The sequence below is a fragment of the Paenibacillus arenilitoris genome (genome assembly GCF_014705655.1).
Taxonomy (GTDB): domain Bacteria; phylum Bacillota; class Bacilli; order Paenibacillales; family Paenibacillaceae; genus Pristimantibacillus; species Pristimantibacillus arenilitoris.
Window position 1 is genome coordinate 59993 of sequence record NZ_JACXIY010000029.1, and the last position, 22394, is coordinate 82386.

The 22394-nt window shown below is 56.3% G+C and carries 11 protein-coding genes; all 11 read right to left on the bottom strand.

Annotated features, from left to right (window positions below; all coding sequences use genetic code 11):
• Window positions 1-48: 48 nt before the first annotated feature.
• The 11 genes from IDH41_RS22530 to IDH41_RS22580 all read right to left on the bottom strand — a co-directional run bounded on the left by IDH41_RS22530 (window position 49) and on the right by IDH41_RS22580 (window position 22166).
• Window positions 49-1911 carry a cache domain-containing sensor histidine kinase gene (locus IDH41_RS22530; RefSeq protein WP_190865104.1) on the bottom strand — a complete coding sequence of 621 codons (1863 nt, stop codon included), beginning with the start codon at window positions 1909-1911 and terminating at the stop codon, window positions 49-51.
• A 2-nt stretch (window positions 1912-1913) separates the two neighbouring features.
• On the bottom strand, window positions 1914-3137 hold the full coding sequence (locus tag IDH41_RS22535; RefSeq protein WP_190865106.1) for a response regulator transcription factor: 1224 nt from the start codon (window positions 3135-3137) through the stop codon (window positions 1914-1916).
• A gap of 424 nt (window positions 3138-3561) precedes the next feature.
• Entirely contained in the window at window positions 3562-4890 is a 1329-nt protein-coding gene (locus IDH41_RS22540; RefSeq protein WP_190865108.1) for an alpha-L-fucosidase, read from the bottom strand.
• Window positions 4891-5077: 187 nt separating this feature from the next.
• Window positions 5078-6970, bottom strand: coding sequence for a cache domain-containing sensor histidine kinase (locus IDH41_RS22545; protein ID WP_190865109.1), 1893 nt, complete (start codon window positions 6968-6970; stop codon window positions 5078-5080).
• Window positions 6963-8600 carry a response regulator transcription factor gene (locus IDH41_RS22550; RefSeq protein WP_190865111.1) on the bottom strand — a complete coding sequence of 546 codons (1638 nt, stop codon included), beginning with the start codon at window positions 8598-8600 and terminating at the stop codon, window positions 6963-6965. Before IDH41_RS22550 ends, IDH41_RS22545 begins: the two co-directional genes overlap by 8 nt.
• Before the next feature lie 79 nt (window positions 8601-8679).
• Complete coding sequence (locus tag IDH41_RS22555) at window positions 8680-9936, bottom strand: FAD-dependent oxidoreductase (protein ID WP_190865113.1); 1257 nt, start codon at window positions 9934-9936, stop codon at window positions 8680-8682.
• Between the two features lie 68 nt (window positions 9937-10004).
• Window positions 10005-11540, bottom strand: coding sequence for an extracellular solute-binding protein (locus IDH41_RS22560; protein ID WP_190865115.1), 1536 nt, complete (start codon window positions 11538-11540; stop codon window positions 10005-10007).
• Window positions 11541-11693: 153 nt separating this feature from the next.
• Window positions 11694-12569, bottom strand: coding sequence for a carbohydrate ABC transporter permease (locus IDH41_RS22565; protein WP_190865118.1), 876 nt, complete (start codon window positions 12567-12569; stop codon window positions 11694-11696).
• A gap of 13 nt (window positions 12570-12582) precedes the next feature.
• The gene (locus IDH41_RS22570; protein ID WP_397328426.1) at window positions 12583-13530 is read right to left on the bottom strand and encodes an ABC transporter permease; all 948 of its coding nucleotides are present in this window, start codon (window positions 13528-13530) and stop codon (window positions 12583-12585) included.
• A gap of 679 nt (window positions 13531-14209) precedes the next feature.
• Window positions 14210-16582: a glycosyl hydrolase family 95 catalytic domain-containing protein gene (locus IDH41_RS22575; RefSeq protein ID WP_190865120.1), complete on the bottom strand. Its 2373-nt coding sequence runs from the start codon at window positions 16580-16582 to the stop codon at window positions 14210-14212.
• Between the two features lie 31 nt (window positions 16583-16613).
• On the bottom strand, window positions 16614-22166 hold the full coding sequence (locus tag IDH41_RS22580; RefSeq protein ID WP_190865122.1) for a X2-like carbohydrate binding domain-containing protein: 5553 nt from the start codon (window positions 22164-22166) through the stop codon (window positions 16614-16616).
• Window positions 22167-22394 lie beyond the last annotated feature (228 nt).

Genomic DNA, 22394 nt, shown 5'->3' on the forward strand with positions numbered 1-22394 from the left:
TTCTCTTTAACAATAACAAAAACGGCTATAGGGGAACTATAACCGTTTTTACCGACTTTTTGTATGATCTACAGATTCTTGGACTTTTTTATGATTGATTTTAACGATCACTCTCGTACCGCGGCCTTCCGTCGATTCGATCGCCAGTCCGGATTCGTTTCCAGCCGCAAGCTTAACCCTTTTATTGACATTGATCAGCCCTATATGCGTTTCACTGAGGCCTTCCTCGTCACTGGCCATAATCTCCCTTGAAAATTTACTATTATAGTCATCTGCCAATAAAGGATCCATTCCTGCTCCGTCATCGGAAACGGCAATAGTTAAAATGTCTCCGTCCGTAATAAGAGCTATTCGAATAAACAGCTGTTGATTTTGAATGAAAGCGTGTTCAAAACAATTTTCAATGATCGGCTGGAGTGAAAACCTGGGTATCCTGTTGCTCTGAACTTGCTCGATATGACCGGCGTCCCCATACTCGACAACATGCTCAACCTGATTGCCGAACCTCAACTCCATTAGATGGAGATAATTTTCAATGAATTGCAGCTCTTCTTTGACTGTCCAGAGAAACTGCTGCGAGCTGAATACAGGCCGCAACAGTTTAATCAGCACGATAAGCGCATCCGCTACGTTGTCTGCGCCGGAGAGCGTTGCCATCCATCTAATCGACACGATCGTATTATAAAAGAAGTGCGGCTTGATCTGATTTTGAAGGGCGACCAACTCCAGCTTATGCTTTTCTCTTTCCATCATTTTGCTATTCTCCATAAGAGAATGAATGTTGTCCAGCATATCGTTAAATGCAGAACCTATGACATCAATCTCATAAACGCCGGTATTGCGGTTTGTTTTCTGCATCAAATCCCCTTTACCGACTTTTCGAATGACCTTTAGAAGAGCGTTTAGCGGCTTCGTAACAATCATAAGCCCTATCGAGTAAAGCACTACGATTAAAATCGCCACACCGATTGCGACCAGAATCATGATTGGCTTGATGATAGAGACGTTTTGTTGATAAAACGATACAGGCATGGTTTTTATAATCCACCACCCTGTTGTTTTCAAGCGATAATAGACAACCTGATTTCTTTCATGATTTGAAGATACCTCGAAGCTTCCTAATTGGGTACTTTTGTCGATATCGTCAAAATAGTAGGGGACTTCGCCGAACCTGTCAAGGTTCGTGCCTGAGAATAGTCTGCCCTGTTCGTCCAACATAACGATTTCGCTGTGTTCTTCGCTTAGCTGACCGTAATATTGGCGCAGGACGCTTTCTTTAAGCGACACGAGCAGGACGTCTCCGAAATTTTTGGAATTCCGTTTCTTTTCGATTGATCTAATTCCGGCAATGAATATATCGGAAGACTGAAGAGCCCCTTTGGCGGCGCTCTGTGAGAAATATACTTTCGGAAACTGTGTAGCCCACACGATTTTCCCTGGATTATGAATGGCTTCAGTATATTCTTTGGTTGAATAAAAAGGGTGATAACGATTGTTTGAAAAGAATGTCCGATGATAGGACGATCCGCCTATCGCCCCGTCGTGCTTAAAAATGATAGCAGCCTTCATAAAATCATAAGAAGCAAGCATTTTATCCAATTGGATGATCAGTTCTTTTTTTCCCTGTACTTTTTCTATTTCCCCTAGTTCATTATTGTGGATAAACTCCTGAACGGATTCCATGTTCTGCACCGACAGAGAAAAGGCCAACGTATTGCTCAAAAGCAGTTCTATGCTTGTTTCTACCTTTGAAAAGCCTTCAACCGTTGATTTTTCGTTTTCCTTCAGCATGATATCGGTTACAAATTGAATGATGATCGTAAACCCAATGGTCAGAGACATGGTAATCACAATCAGAGTGATAAGGAGCATTCTATATTTGATTTGGCCGAATAATAACGATAGCTTCATGCTCAACCCTTTTTCTCAGTTCTAAACAGCATTTTTCTCCACTTGCTGGGACTTACGCCGATTTTATCTCTAAACATTCTGCTGAAATAAGCTTCATCATTAAATCCGCAAATAGCTGCAATCTCGCTGATCGGCAAATCGGTCGACTCTAATTTCGATTTCGCGCGTTCAAGCCTGAGATGATTTAAGTACATAATGAAGCTGATTCCTGTTTCTTGCGAGAAGAGATTGGAAAAATAATTCGTGCTTAGCCCTACCATCGCAGCAGCTGCATTCAGGGTTATATCTTGGCTTGAATTGTTTTCAAGATAGTTGATGATCGATTTGATTTCGCTTCTGAAAATTTGATTTCTTCTAGAATGCTCATATTTGAGATCGTCAAAATAGATGCATTCGAATAGTTCCGGCTGTCTGTGAATGGTCTGCCCAAATAAATCAATCAGTTCAGGAAGTTCTGACAGGTCATCAAACGTTTTAACCATGATGCCAAATCTGGTGGAACATGTCTTCTCAATCAATTTCCAAACACTCTTTATGTCCTCATGCAGCGAGCTGCTTTTTTTGTATAAGCAGATTAACCTGCTTTCCGTTCTACAGCAGACAATTCCGTCCAATCGTTCCTTAAACATTTCCATGATGGTCGGGATCAGTCTTTCCAACTTACCCTCTACAGGAAGAATGACTTCAAGCAATATGGCATAGTCCTCTGTGTTCCCCAATTTGCTTTTCAAAGTCATAAATGATTTAAAATCGATTTCCTTGCCTATGGCATACTTTTGCAGCAAGCTCTCAAAATTGTTCGGTGAATTTGTATCTCCCTTCTCAAGCTTCTTTCCGGAACCAAGATACTTCTGCTGAAGCTTTGACAATGTGCTTTTCATTTCGCTGTCTGTCATTGTCGCCTTTAGCAGGTAGGAAAAAATGTTGTATTTTGCTGCATTTTTAAGCGTTTCAAAGTCTTCGAGGCATGAAATGACCACGATTTCACATTCGTCATCCTGTTCCCGGATTTTTCGTATGAGCTCGATTCCATCCATTCTTGGCATTCGAATATCCGTAAATACGATATCAGGCCGATGCTCCAGATATAAATCCAGCGCAGAATCGCCATCAGAAGCATCCGCTACAATGGTGAATGGCAGGCAGCTGTTTGAAATGGATACTTTCATTCCAATTCTGACTAAAAATTCATCTTCTGCAATCAAGACGGTCAAATCTTTGTTCATTGCTCCCGGCCCCCTTATTGAATTGGAGTCGTAACCGAAGGTCTTGGGCGAAATAGAGCTGGATATCGAAATCTTACGTGAACTTTTTAAAAAAACGCTTTCAATTGTGCATGGAGTTGAATACAGCAGCAAAAACAACGGAGAGCGAAGAAGTGACAGCCATGGAAAATAACCAAAGATGCGCGTGATGCCTTATGAATGCCCAAAGCGGCTTTTCATGGAGAGGTGCGGCATGACAGGCTGACGGCCTGACGAGGCCCGGTTTTCGGGGCATCGCCGCATCGCCAATCATCATGCCCCACAGAGGCTCCATGTCAAGCCGCTACAGACCAAGCTGATTATATTCTCAATAAGTTCGAAGTAGATGGAATTAGCCTAAACTAGTTTTAACATAATTCCTTTTCATGAGCAATGCGCAGATGCTTTATTTATAAACCGCCAGTCTCCTTATAACGGGCTCTGCCTTGGATTCGCTGCATACAAGCTTGATTGCAGAGATATTCTCCGGAATCCGGGACTTGATGCTGTGTATCCGTTTATGTCCTACGGAAATGCCGCTGCATAGAACGTTCCATACAGACCCGTCCCAGCCAGTTATATCATATTCCATGATCCGTTCTCCGTGACTAATATCTTCCATTATGACAATAGAGGAAATACGATCACCGCTTCCGAGATCGACGGTTAATTCATTTCCTCTTCCCGACGATTCTCCCAGGAGGTTACTCTCGTTGAAAATGTTGTTGATCATCTCTCCGAACCTGGTCAATTGCTCTGCATCCGCATTTGGTACAAGTCCCCGATTATCGATAACCATCCCTAGAAGCAAGTTCGTATTATGGCCTACCGTTTCAAAATACCGCTCTGCAAGGTATTCGGCTGAATAAACCAGGTCGTCCTCGCCCTCTCGCCAGAACCATCCGCCTTGATATGCTAAATGCCTGTCACGGTTTGGCATATCGGATTCAGCCGGAGCCCAGACGGGACCATATGGGTCGCCTATTCTTGTTTTCAGCCTGTCAGCGTGTCCGTCAGAACCGTTCTTCCCGAGATGCGTTGTACTCCAACAAGGATAAGGCGCCCGGCCGTCTTCGTTCCCTACCCATCTCAACAGGGATCGCGTCCCGGGCCGTCCTTGAAAAACATTTGCATTGGGCTGCAGCCTTTTCAACAAAGGATCGATATCGGGGCCCCCCGTCTCGGCAGGCAAAATTCCTCCATCGAACCAAATTTCAAACCATTCACCGTAATTGCCCCATAACTCCGTCAGCTGCCGGATTATGATTTCATTATACTCTTTCTGTTCCGCCTCGTTTCCCGATCGCACCTTACCCGGATCATCCACATTAAAATAGGCATTATTGGCACAGCTATAATACAGCCCCGGTTTAACATCGAACTTCCTGCAAGATTCCATGAATGATCTAACAATATCGCCCTTACCGCTCATCCAAGGCGAATGCCTGATACTGTATTCATGCGCTTCCGTAGGCCATAAACTGAATCCGCTGCTATGCTTGGCAACAAGGACAGCATACTTTGCGCCTGCCGCCTTTGCGGCTTGAATCCATTGGTCGGTGTCAAGCATGCAGGGATTGAAGGTCGAAGCGTCAGGCTGCCAGCCCCATATCTCTCGAAATTGATACTCGGGATTAAAAACCTGGATATCATAATGAATCAAAACACCTATTTCGCAATCCGCCCATTCCACCTGTTCCTTGTTGGGTAAGATTAAACGATTTTCGAGATTCATTGGTACCCCTCCATGTCCTATTTTTTTGGAGTAAGGTCATTTCAGTCATTTCCAATAAATCATAACAAAACACAAGGAACGTCACTATAACCGTTTTTATCAGCTTATTGCATTATATACGGAAGATCTTGGACTTTTCTACGATAGAATTTTTACTGCTCTCTCTTATGTTCGCGTATCCGCCTCGCTACGCCCGTTTGGGGGAAGCTTCGCGCTCCGCCTTGATCCGGACGGTCACGACGGTGCCGGCCCCGAGCTCGGAGGAGACGGCGAGTCCGTAACCGTCGCCGGCGTACAGCTTGATGCGCTCGTTGACGTTGAACAAGCCGTAGGAGCTTCCGCCCCCGGACCCGTCGCCCGGCCCGGGCCGCGCTTCCGTCAGCAGGCTGCCGGCGAGCGCTTCGTCCATGCCGATGCCGTTGTCGGCGATCGCGAACAGCAGATCGCCGCCCTCCTCCCGCACGGAGATCCGGATGAGGCCTTGCCGTCCCTTCGCCTTGCGGATGCCGTGCAGCAGCGCGTTCTCGACGATCGGCTGCAGGATCAGCTTCGGCATCCGGTAGGCGGCAAGCCCTGGCGGCGCCTCCAGCTTGAAATCGAACGAGCCCGGGAAGCGGCTCTGCTGGATCTCGAGGTACACCTCCGCCAGCCTGAGCTCGTCCTCGACGCTGACGATGCCCCTCCCCTTGTTCAAGCTGAGGCGGAAATATTTCGCCAAGCCGTCGATCATTTGGCTGATGTCGGTCGCGCCCTTGCCGATCGCGATCCAATTGATCGTATCGAGCGTGTTGTACAGGAAATGCGGGTTGATCTGTGCCTGCAGCGCCTGAAGCTGGGCTTCGCGCTCCCGGATTTCCGCGGTGTAGTTCTCCTCGACGAGCGTGCGCACCCGGTCGATCAGATGATCGACGCTCCGCTCGAGCATATGGAAATCGCCGTTCATGGCGGGAAGCTCGTTCAAGCCGTCCATGCCGTCCTTCCCGTCCTTCCCATCCTTCCCATCCTTACCGTCCTTGCCCTCCTTGCCCTCCTTGCGGATGGCGGTAATGACGCGGTTGACCCGCCGGTTCATCCCCCGAACGATGATCGCGAGCAGGACGAACGGCAAAATCAGGAACAAAGCGGCGTATTCGAGCAGCGACCGCCACTCCGAGCGCCTGGTCAGCTTGACCGTCGCCGGCGACAGCTGGGTCTCCGTGCCTTGCGCCACAAGCTTCCAGCCCGCAGCGCCTAATGTCGTGTACAGCACGTCGTTCGTCTCGCCGTTCAGCTCCAGCTCCTTCGTGCCTTCCGTCCCTTCGCCGAGCGCCTCCCGCACGGCCGGGTCGACGGCCGTCCCGATCAGGGCCGGATCGGGGTGGTAGACGATGCTCCCGTCCGGCGCCGCAAGATACACCTGCGTGCCGGGCGCGAATTGAAGCTCGGACAAGAGGCCCGACACCAGGCTCCGCTTCACGTCGATCATCAGCACGCCGGACACCTTGTCGTAGTTGTCCGGATCCCGGAGCATGCGGGCGGCGGAGAGGATCGTCTCCTCCCCGCTTCCGAGGTACGATTCCGTGTAGACGCCCGTCCATACGATGCCGCCATTGCCTTCGATAATCTCGTCGAACCACGGCCGGTCCATCAAGCTGTCCAGCGGAAAAAAATTGACGCGTTCGCCCGCGTACAGCTTCGATTTGTCCACGAAAAGCCGCACGTGGAACACGTCGGAGTTGGACTGCACCGTCTCCACCAGGTCGCGGAGATCCTCGATCACTTTGATCTGGATGCCGATCGATTGGTCGTCCTGCCCGACGGACAAGTAATCGTGCAGGTTCGCGTTCATGAAGGCCGCGTTGCTGATATCCTCGATGCGCTCGAGCCGGTACGACAGGTTGCTGCCCGCCTGCTTCAGCGCCTGGTGCATCGTCCGGACGACTTCGCTTCTCAGGATGGCGGCGGAACGCTCGTAATACCCGTACAGGAATAGGCTCGCGGGCAGGACGATCAGGAGCAGGTACGCAAGCAGCCAGGGACGGGGGATCGACAGCCGTCGAAGCGGCGCCAGCAGGCGGGCGGCGAAGGCGGCATTACGCATGCGTATCCCTGTACGCGCTTGGCGTGACGCCCGTCGCTTTTTTGAACAGCTTCGTGAAATAGCTCGGATCGGTGTACCCGATCGCGTAGCAGATGTCGTAAAATTTGTACTGCGGATCCCGCAGCAGCTCCTTCGCCTTATCCACGCGCACCTGCGTCAAATATTCGCCCACCGTCTGCCCCGTCTCTTGCTTGAACAGCAAGCTGACGTATGTCGGCGACAAATAGACGGCCTTCCCGATGTCCGCCACGGTCAGATTGCCGTCGGCGTAATGCCGTTCGATGAAGCCGCGCACCCGCTCGACGACGTTCGCCACCTTGCCCGTCCGCTTCTCGCGGATGCGGTCCCGAACCGATGACAGGTACGACTCCGTCAGCCGCTTCGTCTCTCCAAGCGTCTCCTTCTCGAACAGCGCTTCCCGCAGCTCCGCCTCCATCGCCTCCAGGTCCGGGGATTGCGCCCCGAGCTCCATGACGAGCTGCCCGACCGCCAGGACGAGCTGAAGGCACAGGTTGCGCGCATACTTCAGACCGCCGGGGCGGCTGCTCGCAAGATCCGCGAAGAACCGGTCCACCGCTTCTTCAAGCTGAGCCGCATCGTCGGCCTTCAGCGCCGACAGCAGCTTGCCGGTCAGCTCGCGGTCGTACTTCCTTGCGCTTCCATCCTCCGGCTCCGCGCCCTCCAGGCTGTCCATCGTAATGATCCGGTTTTTGCCGAGGTACCACTTGTAGTCGGCGGCTTCGCGCGCCCGCTTGTAAGCCTGCGCGAGATCGGACAGCCGGTTCACCCGGTCGCTGATGCCGATCGTGACGCCGAGCTTCAAGTACCGCTCCAGGCTCGCGCGGATGTCCCCGACCAGCGCGAAGAGCGCTTCCGCCGTGTCCGGGGCGGCGTCGCCTCCCGCGTCCGCCCGCAGCACGCCGACGAACTCGCCGGCGCGATGCTCGAGCGCGTACCCCCGCAAATACGTGTCGATCAGCTCCTGACAAATGTTCAGCACCGCATACCAGAGCAGCTGGCGGTCCCGCTCGGAGCGGCTCCCCGTCACTTCGGCCATGTCGTCGACGGAGACGACGATGACCCAATACGGGGCGTCCGCGGGCAGGTCCAGCCCGAGGAACGCGATACGTTCGCCGACATCCGTCTTCGGCGCGCCGTCCCCTATGAGCGAGAGCAGAAATTTCTCTCGGAGCAGCGGCATGCCTTCCTTCAGCTTGACGAGCAGCTCCTGCCGCTGCCGGCGCTCCAGACGCTCCGCGTCCATGTCGGCGGCCACGCGGCCGATGACCGCGGCGAGCTCCTGCAGGTTGACCGGCTTGAAAATATAGTCGACCGCGCTCACCTTCATCGCCGACTTCAAATAATCGGCGTCGTCGTGCCCGCTGACGAAGATGATTTTGATCGCCGGATACCGCTCCGCGATTCGCTGCGACATCGCGATGCCGTCCAAGCTCGGCATCCTCACGTCCGTCAGGATCAGATCCGGCTGCTCCCGCTCGACCATCGCAAGCGCCGCGTCGCCGTCGTCGGCTTCGCCCGCCACTTCGATGCCGTAGGAAGCCCAGTCGAAATACGACCGCAAGCCCGTCCTGACCGTCGGCTCGTCGTCCACGATCAACAATTTGTACATCGCCTCGTCCTCCCTCTGCCCGCTTGCCCCGCCAGCCATGCTTGCTGGATGATGAATTTCGTATAAGGCCCTTTGCCGCCTACTTGCCCAGCAATCGAACGTCCTGCTTCTTCAGCTCCTCATGGACTTTCCCAATCGCGACGCCGCCTACCGGCACCCCGTCCTCGATGGACACCGCCGCCGCGATGCCCGCCGCTTGGCCGAGCGCGTAGCAGGTCGCCTGCACGCGCATCGACGACATCGCGACATGCGTCGCGGAGATCGCCCTTCCCGCGACGAGCAGGTTGTCGATCGAAGCGGCCGGCACCATGCAGCCGTACGGAATGTCGTAGCCGTCCACCTTGCGTTCGTCGGTCGTTTTTTGCGCGTCGGGGCTATGGATGTCGATTTCGTAATTCGTCTGCGCCACCGCGTCGGGGAAGCGGGCGCCTCCGACGACGTCGGCCTCCGACAGCGTATAGCGCCCTTCGATCTGATTCGTCTCGCGGACGCCCGTCTGCGGCGCGATATGCGCGATCGCGTACGTCCCGAAGCCGGTTCTCTGCAAGTAGTTGGCGATCGAGAACACCTGCTTCAGCGCCTCGGTCTCCGCGTAGTTCACCTGCTCCATATCGGCGCCGTTCGCCTTCACACGCGACATGTTGACGAGGAGCGCGCCGTCGCCGTTCCGCTCCCAATAGAGCCTTCGCCCTTGCGGGAGATCGGATACGTTCTCGTAATAATAGCAGCCTTCCGGCAGGATCGGCTTCACCGGCTTGCCCGTGTCCTGCATCGTGAACATGAGCGTCATCGGCTGCGTCAAGCCGTCCTCCTCGCGGCCCGTCCGGTACGGCACGCCGGCGTCGATCGCCACCCGGGCATCGCCCGTGCAGTCGATGACGCGCTCCGCCTCGAATGCCCGCAGCCCTTCCCGCGTCGAGACGATAACCGCCCGGATGCGGCTGCCCTCGCGCACCGTTCCGACGAACTCGCAATGGAAGAAGACGTCGACGCCTTCCTTCTTCATCTTGTCGTTCAAGTATTGCCTGAGCAGGAACGGCGAATACTGGGGCGCGATCGACTCGTCGTGCCCGGCGGGCAAATATTCGGCCAGCATCTCCTTGATGATCTCGCGGTAAATGCCCGTCACGTTGCCGACCGGCATGAACACGCTGACGTTCGCGAGCGTCCCCATGCCGCCGAGCTGGGCCGACTTCTCCAGCAGAACGACCTTCTTGCCGCGGCGCGCGGCGCCAATGGCCGCCGCCGTGCCGGCGGGACCGCCTCCGACGACGACGATGTCCGCTTGCTTATGCGTTTTGACCTCGCGTTCGAACGAATAGGTTGTGCTTGGCATGACATTCTCTCCCTTATGGACGGAAGCGGCGGTCGGTCGGTTGCTTCCGCCCGCCGCCGCTTAGCCCGTTATTTTTGAATCGTTGCGTACCAATCGTTAATTTCACCCGAGCTGGCTTCGGCGCCGGCGGCCATATATTTCGCTTGGAAATCCGCCAGGCCGTCGATCGATTCCGCGCCCGCGATCAGCTTGACCGTATAGTCGCCGACCATCGTCTCGAGCTGCTGGTTGTTCTTCGCGTATTGCTGCATGTACGGCGCGAGCCCGAGCGCGTTCGCCTTCTTCGCTTCATCCGGCTGCTCGTTGTTCAGGAAATCGAACGCCTCGAACATGACCGGGCTTTTGCGGACGCGCGCCTGCCAATATTGCGGATACAGCTCCTCGTCCGTGCCGGCCATGAAGTTGTTCGCCAGGTTGCGCTCGTCGTTGAAGATCGGCAGAATCGGCACGTAGCCGCCGTTTTCCATTTTGAAGTGCGTGCCTTCCGTGCCGATCGCCATGTTCCTGAACGTATCCGGCTCCAGGCTGGCGTTGATCCACTTGATCGCGTCCTCCGGATGCTCCGCCGACTTCGGAATGTACGTCAGACGGTCGAAGCCGGCGTTCGCGGCGAAGCCGAATTCGCCGCCCGGCCCTTTGAGCGCGGGCACGTAAGCGAATGTCGCGTCCGGCAAGTTCTTTGTCAGCGCTTCGGAGATGCCCGGAATGTCCGCCCAGTGCACGACGATCGCGCCCGCCGCGCCGCTCGCGAACTTCTCTTTGGCGGTCGCGTCCTTGTTGGCGACGAATTCGCGGTCGATCAGCCCTTGCTTATACAGGTCGGCCGCGTACGCCACGTAATCCTTGTAGGACGGATCCATGACGCGCGGCACGAGCTTGCCGTCGACGTCGTTCCAATTGTTCGGCATGCCGAAAGCGCCTACAAGATTGTCGATCATCGACTGATCGCCCTTGATCGTCAGCGGCACGTTGCGCTCGCCGTTGCCGCCCGGATCCTTCTCCTTGAACGCCTTCAGGACGGCCGTCAGCTCATCGGTCGTCGTCGGCATCGGCAGGCCGACCTTGTCGAGCCAATCGGTGCGAATCAGGATGGAGCTGTTGATCTCGTAAGTGACCGTCGTCGGAATCGCGTACAATTTGCCGTTCACCTTCAGGGCGTCGATCGACTCCTGCTTGATCGCCGCTTTGATATTCGGGCCGAATTCGTCGATGAGCGGCGTCAGGTCGACGAGCGCGCCCTTCTGCGCGTAATCGGAGTAGAGCGCCATGTCGCTGTACGACGTGACCATATCGTACGGCTCACCCGAGGACATGATCAGGTTCAGCTTCTCCGCCCATTTGTCCTGGGGCAGCATATCGTATTTCACCTTGTAGCCCGTCGCTTCCTCCAGCAGCCCCGCCACCGGGTACGTATTGTAATCCTCGCTCGCCCAGACGTTCAGCCGCTTCAGCTCCGGCTTCGCCGCCTCTTCCCCGCCCGCGTTCGTCTCGCCCGCGGAGCCCGTATTGCCGCCTTTGCCGTCATTGCCCGAGCATGCGGCCGCCGTCGTCGCCATCAGCGCGGCGATCGCGAAGACCGAGATCAGCTTGAATGGTTTGTTCATCGTAAGACCCTCCTGCATGTATTGTAATCTATATCATTAATTTTCCGAAGAAACCGCCCGCCGCGTCTCCGCGACCGGTACGGGGAGCCCTTGGCCGCGGCGCCTTCCCCGGAAAAGTTAATGCCGTTCGTTACCCGTAAATCGTTCATGCCGTTACCCTTTGACCGAACCGATGAGCACGCCTTTGATGAAATATTTTTGCAAGAACGGATAGACGAGCAGGATCGGAATCGTGGAAGCGATGACCGTCGCCGACCGGACCCCTTCCGCGGGCACGTTCATCAGATCGTCGGCGCTCTTGTCGATGGCCGAGGACGTATCCGCATTCATGACGATGTCCTGCAGGTACAGCTGAAGCGGCTTCAGCGACGTGCTGTTGATGTAGAGCATCGGGTTGAAATAATCGTTCCAGTAATAGACCGCGTAGAACAGCCCGATCGTCGCGAGCACGGGGCCGCTGAGGGGCAGGATGATCCGGAAGAGGATCGTCAGGTTGCGCGCGCCTTCGATTTTGGCCGATTCCTCCAGGCTCGCGGGAAGGCTTTCGAAATAGCTTTTGATGACAAGCAGGTTGAACACGCTGACTAGGGCGGGCAAAATCAGCGAGCCCAGATGGTTGATGAGCCCCAGCTCGCGGATGAGCAGGTAGTTCGGGATAATGCCGCCGCTGAACATCATCGTGAAGATGAACAGGACGATCAGGAAGCCCATGCCGGGAAGCTCGCGCTTCGAGAGCGGGTACGCGGTGAGCGCCGTGACGAGCAGCGACGCCAGCGTTCCGACGGCGGTGACGAGCACCGAAATCCAGAGCGAGCGGAGAAACTGGCTGTTCGTGACGACGAACGCCAGCGTGTCGAGCTGGAACCCGACCGGGAAGATGCCGACCTTGCCTGACACGATCGCCCACTCCTCGCTGATCGACTTCGACAGGACGTTCGCGAACGGCAGCAGCGTTATCAGACCCATGACGGTGAGCAGCAAATAGATCGTGCCGTCCAGCGCGTAATCCTTGACGGTTTTGCTATGCATATCGAGTTCCTCCTTACCAAATGCTGCGATTCAAAAACTTGCGGCTGAGCATGTTCCCGGCAACGATCAGCAGAAATCCGACCGCGGAGTTGAACAGGCCGACCGCCGTGCTGAAGCTGTAATCCTGCTGGCCCAGGCCCATCCGGTACACGTACGTGCCGATGACGTCCCCGCTTTCGTAGACGAGCGGGTTGTACATCGTCAGAATCTGCTCCGTTCCGGCCTCCAGCAGGCTGCCGATCCGCAGAATGAACATAAGGATGATCGTGGGCAGCATGCCCGGCAGCGAGATCGACCACATCTGCCGCAGCCGGCCGGCTCCGTCGATCGCGGCGGCTTCGTATTGCTCCTGCTCGATGCCCGCGATGGCCGCGATGAACACGATCGCGTTCCAGCCGATCTCCTTCCAGCCGGCGGTGAAGACGACCAGGCTGCGGAACAGGTTGTTGTCGGTGAAGAACGAAATCGGCTGGCCGCCCAGCGCGCGAATCACTTCGTTCACGATGCCGCCCGTCGGCGACAGGATGTTGACGAACAGGCCCGAGATGATGACCCAGGACAGGAAATGCGGCAAATAGATGATCGTCTGGATCGTCCGCTTGAAGAACATGCGCCGCACCTCGTTCAGCATGAGCGCGATGACGATCGGGATCGGGAACAAAATCGTAATTTTGTACGCGCTGATCAGCAGCGTGTTGATCAGCACCTGGAGGAACTCGTCCGAATGGAGCAGCTTCTCGAACTGCGCCGTCCCCACCCACTCGCTGCCGGAGATGCCTCCGAAAATGTTGAACTCCTGAAACGCGATCACGATGCCGTACATCGGGGTGTATTTGAACAATAGCAAAAAAATAACGCCCGGAATCAGCAGCAAATACATATCCAGGTTGCCTCGGATCAATCGCCAGCGCCGTCCGCCCGCCCCGAAGCCGGCGGCCTCTCCTCCGTTTCGTATGCTCACTTGTCTCCACCTTCTTTTCTCTGTCTTGCCTCCATTGTAGGGGAGCCGGCTTGGGCCGAGTAGCGGTCGATCCTTTTATTTCTGGTCATATTCCACACAGTTTGGGGAGGGATAGAGACGCATTTTCCTAAAAACGGGAGGGAGGGACTCGCGTCGCCAGCGCGTCAAATCGGCCGGCGGTCATGCCGCGCGGCGATAACGGAACGGCGTTGCCGATGACCGTGAAACCGCCGAAAAACCCCCGCCTCTTCGCGAAGCGGGGGGTTCGGTATGATCTATTGAGCGGTGTAAGCCGGACGTCTGTGCGCCTGCAAAAACTTGTCGTAGCCGCCGATCCGCCGCACTCAGGCGGCGCTTCTCATGCCGAAGCCTGCAAACGTACAGGCTTTTTGATTGCCCTATGCGTGCATCGAATCAAATGCCTGCGAATGTGCATCTTTTTTCGTTCGGTAAGCTCGATAGGTGTGTCGTGTCCCGAAATTCCTGCACATACGCAGGGACTTCGATAGGCTGCCCCATCGAGGGCGCAAAGGCTGCACAAACGCAGGCTTTGCACTTGGCTAGCCGTGCTGATGCGCAGTCTTTTGCCAAATGGAAGAAGGGGCCTTCCTTCCGCCATCTCGCGATGACTTTTAAAGACGGCCCCTTCTCCTCCATCAAACGATTAACCTCGTTAAAATTAAACCTTCGTCAAGCGAATCGTCTCGCCCTTCGCCGTGTCCAGCTCGAAGATCGCGCCCTCCAGCCTCTCTTCGCGTTCGCCCCGGCGGCAAATCGCGCCGCCTTCCCACGGATTGTAGATCCGCAGCCGCGTACCGGCTTCGCTGACGATTTCGACGTCCCGCGCTTGCCCGTTCTCGGCGGCCGCGCTGACGAGGAATCCGCCGACCGCCCGCAGCGTCGCGAAGGACGCCCGAAGGTCCGGCGGCCAGTTCGGGAACAGCCGGATGATGCCGTTGTAGCTTTGCATGAGGCACTCGTTGATGACGGCGGGCAGCGCGAAGTTTTCGAACCAGACGCCCATCGGCGACATATAATCGAACGGGGTCGTATCCGAATATCGTCCGCCGGCTTCCAGCAATTTGTCCGTGCACGTGCCGTTCGGCAGCAGGCAGTAGGCGATCTGGCGCTTAAAGCGTTCCAGGTCCAGCACCCCGAGCCGCGCTCCGGCCATATGATAGAAGACGAGCTCGTTGCCGCCCTCGTTGCGGTGGTTCAGGTACGAATTGACCGCGATCTCGTATTCCTCCGGCGAAGAATGTAAGCCGTGGTCCTCGCCCGGGAACACGGTCGCGATGCCGTTCGGCACGTTATACACGACCTCGGGGTCCTCGCCCGGAACGGATACGAATACGGTACCGCGACGCGACTCCGCAGTCGGATAATCCGGGAGCTTCCGCAGCACCTCGCGCACCTCGGCTAGAAGCTCCGCCTCCTCTTCGTCCCGGCCAAGCTCCGCGCATGCCTTCTCGAAGGCAAGGAACAAAAACTTCGTCAGCGTCAGATCGACGATGCAGTCGCGGTTCTTCTTGAAGCCCGGCGTCAGCTCGTACAGCTCCGGCACGACGGTCGGGAAAATATGATAGCGGTCGTCTCCCCATGCTTCACCCCGCGCATCCGGACGCTTCAGGTAGTCGACCATGAACAAGGCGGCTTCCTTCATCGGCACGAAGGCGCGCTCCTCCAGAAAAGCCAGGTCCATCGTGTACAAATAATGCCACCATAGGCTCTGCACCGTCCATGGCGTCTCGCAAACCTCCCAGCCCCAATGCGGAACGGGATACGGCATGACGTTCATTTCGACCGGATACGCCGAGTGCGGAAAATAAGCTCCCCGCAAGCCATAGTAATCTTTGGCCCATTTGCGGCTGATCGGGAGCACATGCTCGACCATGCTCACATAGGCCAAGTGCTTATCCGCATGGTTGCTTGAGAAAGCAACCCAGAACGGCTGCTGCGTGTTGTAATTCATGTGGTAGTCGCCATGCCATTCCGAGCCGATGTTGCCGTAGCTCCAATTCGCGAATAGGCCCGGGCAGGTGGCGTCCGGCTTAACGGAGCAATGAAAGAAATACAGATTGCGGTACCATACCCGCTCCAAAAATTCATCCTCCAGCGCGACGGACGACCGCGACCAGTATTCGCTCCAGCTCGAGCGGGCCGCGGCGAATGCTTCGGCACAAGCCTCCTTGGACGGGGCGACGGACGGCGGCGGTTCTTCGGATACCGCGGCATCCGGCCCCTCCTCCAGCGCGACGCGGACGACGAAGCCGTCCTTCGCGGCAAGCCGCGCCTCGATCTCCGTACCGATGCCCGCTAGCTCGGTAGATGAATCTACCGTCACGGACAGCCGGAAGGCCCGATCCCTCGGATCCCCCGCGTCCCAGTCCTCCTCCCTGCGGGAGAAGGGCAGCCTCACGCGGAACGCCAGTCGTCCCGCGGGAACGTCGACGGTGCCCCGCGGCCTCGGCAGCTCTTCCGGCGTCTTCGGGTCCGGCATAAGCTTAATCCGGTTAAATAACGAAGCGGCCAGGTCCGGCCGGTCCGACTCCCCGAAGGCGATCCATAGACGGTCGGCTTCCTGATCGGCGAAAATCTGCAGCGTCACGGGATGGCCTTCCACCAGAAACCGGATTTCGCATAGGCCGTTCCCGATGCGAAGCGTATGGCCGAGCACCTCCGCCCTGCGCCGGTCGAAGCCGAGCAGCAGGGAGCCGCATGGCATCGGACGCGGGTAAGGATGGCCGTAGTTCTCGCTTGTCATCGCCACGTATTCGCGGTACCAGGCATCCTCGCTGAGCGAATCGTATTCGGCCGGAATTTCCTTCAGCCTGGCAAACAGGCTTTCGAAATCGCCGATCTCCCCGAGGTGGTCCTCGGCGATTCGAATATCCCACACATTATTATGGCCAAAATGAACGACGACCGCATCGGGGCGGGTCGTCACGACCGCCCCCATGCCTCCGTTGCCCAGCAGCGCCCCTTCGAAGAAGGTCGGCGCCGGCTTGTCGTAAATCAAATCATGCCTGCTTATTCGTTCCGGTAAATTCAACGCTTCATCCTCCGCTTCACGCTTGCCCTAGTTATCCGGCCCATTGCTCTCCGCCATCCGTTTTCTTCTCAAAGGAATGATCCATCGACGCTTCGACGATGTCGCGGTACGCCCAGTGCGCGGGCTTAACGTCCTTCCAAGGCGACGGCTCCACGCCTTCCAGCGGCCCTCTGCCGAGCACGCGGTTGATGATGCTCACCGCTTCGGCGCGCGTCAGCGCGTTATTCGGCTTGAACGTACCGTCCTCATAGCCTTTCATCATACCCGCGCCCTGCGCGGACAAGATGTAAGCTTTCGCCCAAGACCGGTCGATGTCCGTAAAGCCCGTACCCGTATTGGCCGGCTGTTCGATAAGGAGAGACACCAGCTTCGCCATTTCGGCTCGGGTGATGGATTTGTCCGGTCCGAAGGTACCGTCGCCATATCCCTGCATCAAGCCCATTTTGGTCACGGCTTCGACGGCCTCCTTGGCCCAATGCGCCTGGCTTACGTCGCTGTAGGCAAGGTTCGCTTCGTTCGCGTCAAGCGTAATCGTTCTCGACAATATCGCCGCGATCTCGGCGCGGGTCATTTTTTTGTCCGGCTTGAACGTGCCGTCCTCGTAACCTTTCATGTAGGCCGCATGAGGGTAAGTATCCGAGAGGCCCGGCACTTGAACGAGCGCGAAAAGGCTGAAACGGTCGACGGTAAATTGCAAGCCCTTATCGCCCTTGCTGTTATACGGGACAATAACGCCCTTTGCCAGCTGCTTCGTCCCGTCGCTGTGCTCCATGTAGACGCCCAAATCCTTTAACTCGTCTTCGCCAAGCGACACGTCCATCAAGGGCAGCACGATCGTGACGCTGCGTCCCTGCATATTCGTTTCGATCGTCATCGGACGGCCGATGACGGCCGCCTCCTCGCCGCCCGCCACTACCGTTAAGACGGCCTCCTTGTTGGCGCGGGCTTCGACCTGTTCCTTGTCGCCTTCCGCCTTCATCGGCACCAGATCGAAGATCAGGTCCTCCGTGAAGCCCTGCAGCGACTCGTCGGGAACGAACAGCTTCGCATTCTCCGTCGTAATGCCAAGGCCGATCCCCGCATCCGCCAGCAGCTTGCCTGCTTCCTTCGGCAGCGTGACCGTCGTCTGCGCCACCTCGTCCTTCGCATCCGGAATGACGATGTTCGCCGTTGAGGATCCGGCTGCGGCGATCTGTTCGGCCGCCTCCCGCGCTTGCTCCGCCGACCATGTAACGGTATCCTTTTTCTTGCCGTCCGCTTGCGTCGTTCTCGTAATGATAACGGTGGCTACGGCCTCGCCGGCGTTTCCGGCCTCGTCTTCCACGCTGCCCGTTATCTGCTCCGCGGTCGGAGCAGGCGTTGACGACGTACCCGGATTACCCGGCGTCGGCGTCGGTGTTGGTGTCGGTGTTGGCGTTGGTGTTGGTGTCGGCGTCGAACCATCGGCTTCGACGCGGAACGTGAATCCGTCCACCAGCATTTCGCCGCCCGACTTTTTAACGACCTTAACGGTATGAACGCCATTGTCCAGTCCGGATAAGCTATACACGGTCTGCCTCGTCAATCGGCTCGCATGATAGGTATCTACGGTAGCCTTGAAGGCGTCATCCAGATAAATATCGATCTCACCCTGCGAAGGTCCTTTAGGCCCGATCAATTCCAGACCGGCACCGGTAAACGTATACGCGAAAGAATCGCCGTCCGCCTCGGTATAATGCACGTCATTATGCAGATCGCCCTGGAATGAGAACGTCAGGCTGAGCGCGCCGCTAGGCTGAGACGCCAGATATTCCTTCTTGATCGTTACCTGATCGCCCGACAGCGTATAATCGGTTCCCGCCGTCAAGGCTTCTCCGCCGTTAGATATGCCGATCAGATTGCTGCCGTCAACGGCAAGCGTTGTCGTTACGTCAGCGGCTGCCTTCTTATCCACGGTTGCCGAATCCGGGCTTAGCCGATCGGCTGCCTTCACCTTGAATTGATCCAGCAGCATGTAATAGCCCGACTTTTTGACCGCCTTAATCGTGTGCGTGCCATCGGTCAGACCGTTAATGCTGTATACGGCCTGAAGCGCTTGCTTGTTTCCGTTGTAAGTGCTGATCGTTTGCTTGAATTCGCCGTCGATATAAATATCCATATCGCCTTGCGACGGATCCTTTTCCGTGATCAGCTCGATTCCCGTTCCGTTAAACGTATACTCGAAATAATCGTTATCTTTCTCGGTGAAGTGTACGTCGTCCTTATAATCGCCAAGGCCTCGGTTCCGATTATGCTGCCAAGCGCCCTTGTACGAAATGCCCGTGTCGTCATCATTGATGTTCACATAGCGGCCTCTCGATGTATCGCTTATTGTCACCGCCAGCGTCTGCGCGGCTCCCTCGCTGAAGGTTAAGGTCAGGTTCGCCATTCCTGCCGGCTGCTGCGCAAGATATTCCTTCTTGATGAACAGCTGGTTGCCGGACAGTGCGTAATCGGCTCCTTCTTGCAAAGCCGTCGCGCCATTCGCTACGCCCTCCAGGCTGTTTCCGTTAAACGTGATCGCCGTCGTCACGTCCGCCTGCGCCGCCGCTTTCTTGTCGAAGCTTCTGGCAGTCGGCGTAATCGAGCTGTTCTTTGGCGTTGAATCGCTCACCGTAATCGATAAGGTTTGCGATTCGCCATGGTCGAAGGAGAAGGTCAGGTTCGTCACGCCTGCCGGCTGGTTAGCCAAATATTCCTTCTTAATCGTAACCAGCTGATCCGCTGCCGTGTAATCGGTGCCTGGCTGAAGCTCCGCCTCGCCGTTAGCGATGCCGACAAGCGTATTGCCGGCAAGCTCCATCGTCGTGGTTACATCTGCCTGCGCTTCCGCCCTCTTGTCGAAGCTGCCCTCGGCCGGGCTAATAGCGCTGTTCGCCTCGGACGAATCGCGGACTGCGATGGTCAGCGTCTGCGCCGCGCCCCCGTCGAAGGTAAACAGCAAATTCGTTGCGCCGAGCGGCCTTGCGCTCAGATACTCCTTCTTGATCGTGATCAGATTATCCGCGACCGTATAATCCGTATCCCGCGCCAATTCGGCTGCGCCAAGCTTCATGCTGTTCAAGCCGCCGTATACGGACGCGGTTACCGTCACATCCGCCTGCTGCCCTGCCGCCTGGTCGAACCCGGCTTCCGTCGCGCTGATCAAATCGGGCGTAATGACTCTAAATTGATCGAGAAGCATGAAAATGCCGGATTTCTTAACCGCCTTCAGCGTATGAGGGCCATCCGGCAGTCCCGTGACCGTATAAACCGGCTGCTGCGCTAACCGGCCAAGGTTATACGTGCTGACCGTTTGTTTAAACTCGCCGTCGACATAAATATCCATTTTGCCCTGCGAAGGGTCCATCTCCGTAATAAATTCAATTCCGGTTCCCGTGAATGTATATTCTACATAATCCTGATCGTCCTTTTCGGCAAAATGAACGTCATCCATATAATCGCCGAGCCCCCGGTTATAGCTGCGATTCCAGAAGCCGGTATACTGAATGCCAGGATTGTCGTTATTGATGGAAATCGAGCCGCCGACGGACGTGTCTCTGATCACTAACGCAACCTTCTGTTCGGCTCCGCCGTCGAAGGCAAAGGCGAGCTCGGAGGTTCCCGTCGGCATAACGGCAAGAGCGGCCTTCTTCAAAGTAATGTGCGTATCCGATGCCGTATAATCCGTTCCTTCCGCCATAGCGGCTCCATCACGCGTAACGCCGGTCAATTCATTGCCGTTCATTGCCAGCGACAACGCCACGTCGGATGGCGCCGCATGATTAAAGCTCACCGCGGCCGGGGTGACCTTGCTGTCTTTTACCGTCGTGTCGCTTATCGTGAGGACAAGGCTCTGTGCGGAACCGCCGCTGAAGGCGAACGTCAGGCTTGTCGTTCCGACCGCCAGTCCGGCCAAATATTCCTTGTTAAGGGTAACCAGGTTGTCCTCCACCGTATAATCGACGCCTGCCGTCAGAGCAGATCCGCCGTTCGTAATGCCGCTCAGCGTATTGCCGTTCAGCGTCATCGAGGTTTGCACATCCGACTGCTCCGATTCCTTCTTGTCAAAGCTTGCCGCGGCCGGGCTGATCGTGCTGTTAGCCGCCGTAGAATCGCTTACGTCAACGACTAGATTTTGTTTATCGGCCGTCATTTCCTTGCCGCCGTTGCGCGTCCAGTCGCCCGTATATTTCATGCCGGTATCGTCGTCGTTCACGGTAACCGAGCCGTCCAGCGCCGTTACCTTGAGCAGCCGCGAGCCGTGCGAAGCCAGATCGGCGGAGCTGAAGCCGGACGCGAATTCGCCGAGCTCTTCGTGGCTCCACAGATCGCGCACGGATGCCGGGCCGGTCAGGCCGATATCGCTCCAATCGACGGCAACCGTCTTGGCTGAGCTTCCAAGATTGAACAACCCGACCGTGTAGGTGCCGTCTCCGTTGTTCGCATACCACACCTGCTGCTCGGTATCGATCGACACCGGATGCCCCGGGCGGCCGGTCTGATTGACGGCGATGACCTCTTCGTTCGTGAGCAATTCCAGACCGTAGTCATCCAGTCGGGTCATATCGTTGCCGATATATAGCTGCGCCGACGACAAAGCCCAGAACGACATCGCCGTCTTGCGTTCGTCCGGCGTAATGCCGTCCATTTCTCCGTTGCCGACGTTGAGCGAATCGAAGTCGTTCCAGCCGCCGGGACCGGCATGGCGCCAAAACTTCTCCGCTATCGGAAAGAGCCGGACGACGCTGTTCCAGTTCGTTAAAGCTCCCGCGCAGTAGCATTCGATATCCCAATCAACGCGCCAGCCGTTCGCATATTGCTTCCAGTGGTCGATATATTTGATGTCGAGCGCCCAGGACAGCTCCAGCCAAATATCATGCGGCTCAAGCGCCTGCGACCAGGCTTTGACGTCATCCCTCGCATCCAGCGAAAGGTCGGAGATGCCCGACCCCGGCGTGACGCTGTCGAACTTCAGAAAGTCGACGCCCCACTCGGCATAGAGATCGGCGATGGAGTCGATGTATTTTTGCGCGCACGCATCGGAGAAATCGATTTTGTAGCCAAAGCCCCAATAATCCGACTCTTTCGTGGGGTCGCCGATATCCTTCATCGAACAGCCCGGTGCGTTGTAGATGGGCAGATCCTGATCGTAGGCCTCCGGCGACAAGCCCGGAATACCGTACAGGCCGAACTTCTGCCCGTTCGCGTGAACGTGGTCGATGACCTCCTGCAGTCCGTCGGGAAAAAGCGTCGTGCTCGGAATCGGCCGGCCGTAACCGTCCATTCCCCCGTTCCAGGCCGCATCCACATTGATGTATTCATAGCCGTACGGCTGCAGCTTCTCATACATCGCATCCGATTGCGCTTTAATCTGTTCGGCGGTAATCCACTGGCCTCCGTTGCCGCCATTAGAAGATTCCCAAACCTGCATGCTGTAGCTGCTCCAGCCCATATACGGCTTAGCCGCAATTTCTTTCTTGGCCGCCTCCGCGGCTTCGCCTCCCGGCGCGATTAAGCCCAGCTGCGCCGCCAATACAATAAATGCCAATAAATAGATTCGCGTCTTCCTCATCCGACCGCTCAACCTTTTCATCTCCTTTTTGTTCGTTATTCCTTGCGTTCCTCTTTACGCCCCCCTAAGCAGCACGATGCTAGCAAAATGATAGCGCTTACCACAAATCGATAATAGTGGATTCCCCTACCGTTCTTATAGGTACATTTTTCCGTTTTGCGTACAATCCTCCCCTATTTGAGGGGGACAATCCGCACTTCGGCGTACCTTCACCGTCGGGAGTAACGGTTGCCGGTTACG

What these genes read in the sequence shown, in the direction of transcription:
- IDH41_RS22565 (WP_190865118.1), bottom strand. Translation starts at nt 12,569, where the DNA reads ATGCATAGCAAAACCGTCAAGGATTACGCGCTGGACGGCACGATCTAT.
- IDH41_RS22550 (WP_190865111.1), bottom strand. Translation starts at nt 8,600, where the DNA reads ATGTACAAATTGTTGATCGTGGACGACGAGCCGACGGTCAGGACGGGC.
- IDH41_RS22545 (WP_190865109.1), bottom strand. Translation starts at nt 6,970, where the DNA reads ATGCGTAATGCCGCCTTCGCCGCCCGCCTGCTGGCGCCGCTTCGACGG.
- IDH41_RS22555 (WP_190865113.1), bottom strand. Translation starts at nt 9,936, where the DNA reads ATGCCAAGCACAACCTATTCGTTCGAACGCGAGGTCAAAACGCATAAG.
- IDH41_RS22540 (WP_190865108.1), bottom strand. Translation starts at nt 4,890, where the DNA reads ATGAATCTCGAAAATCGTTTAATCTTACCCAACAAGGAACAGGTGGAA.
- IDH41_RS22535 (WP_190865106.1), bottom strand. Translation starts at nt 3,137, where the DNA reads ATGAACAAAGATTTGACCGTCTTGATTGCAGAAGATGAATTTTTAGTC.
- IDH41_RS22560 (WP_190865115.1), bottom strand. Translation starts at nt 11,540, where the DNA reads ATGAACAAACCATTCAAGCTGATCTCGGTCTTCGCGATCGCCGCGCTG.
- IDH41_RS22530 (WP_190865104.1), bottom strand. Translation starts at nt 1,911, where the DNA reads ATGAAGCTATCGTTATTATTCGGCCAAATCAAATATAGAATGCTCCTT.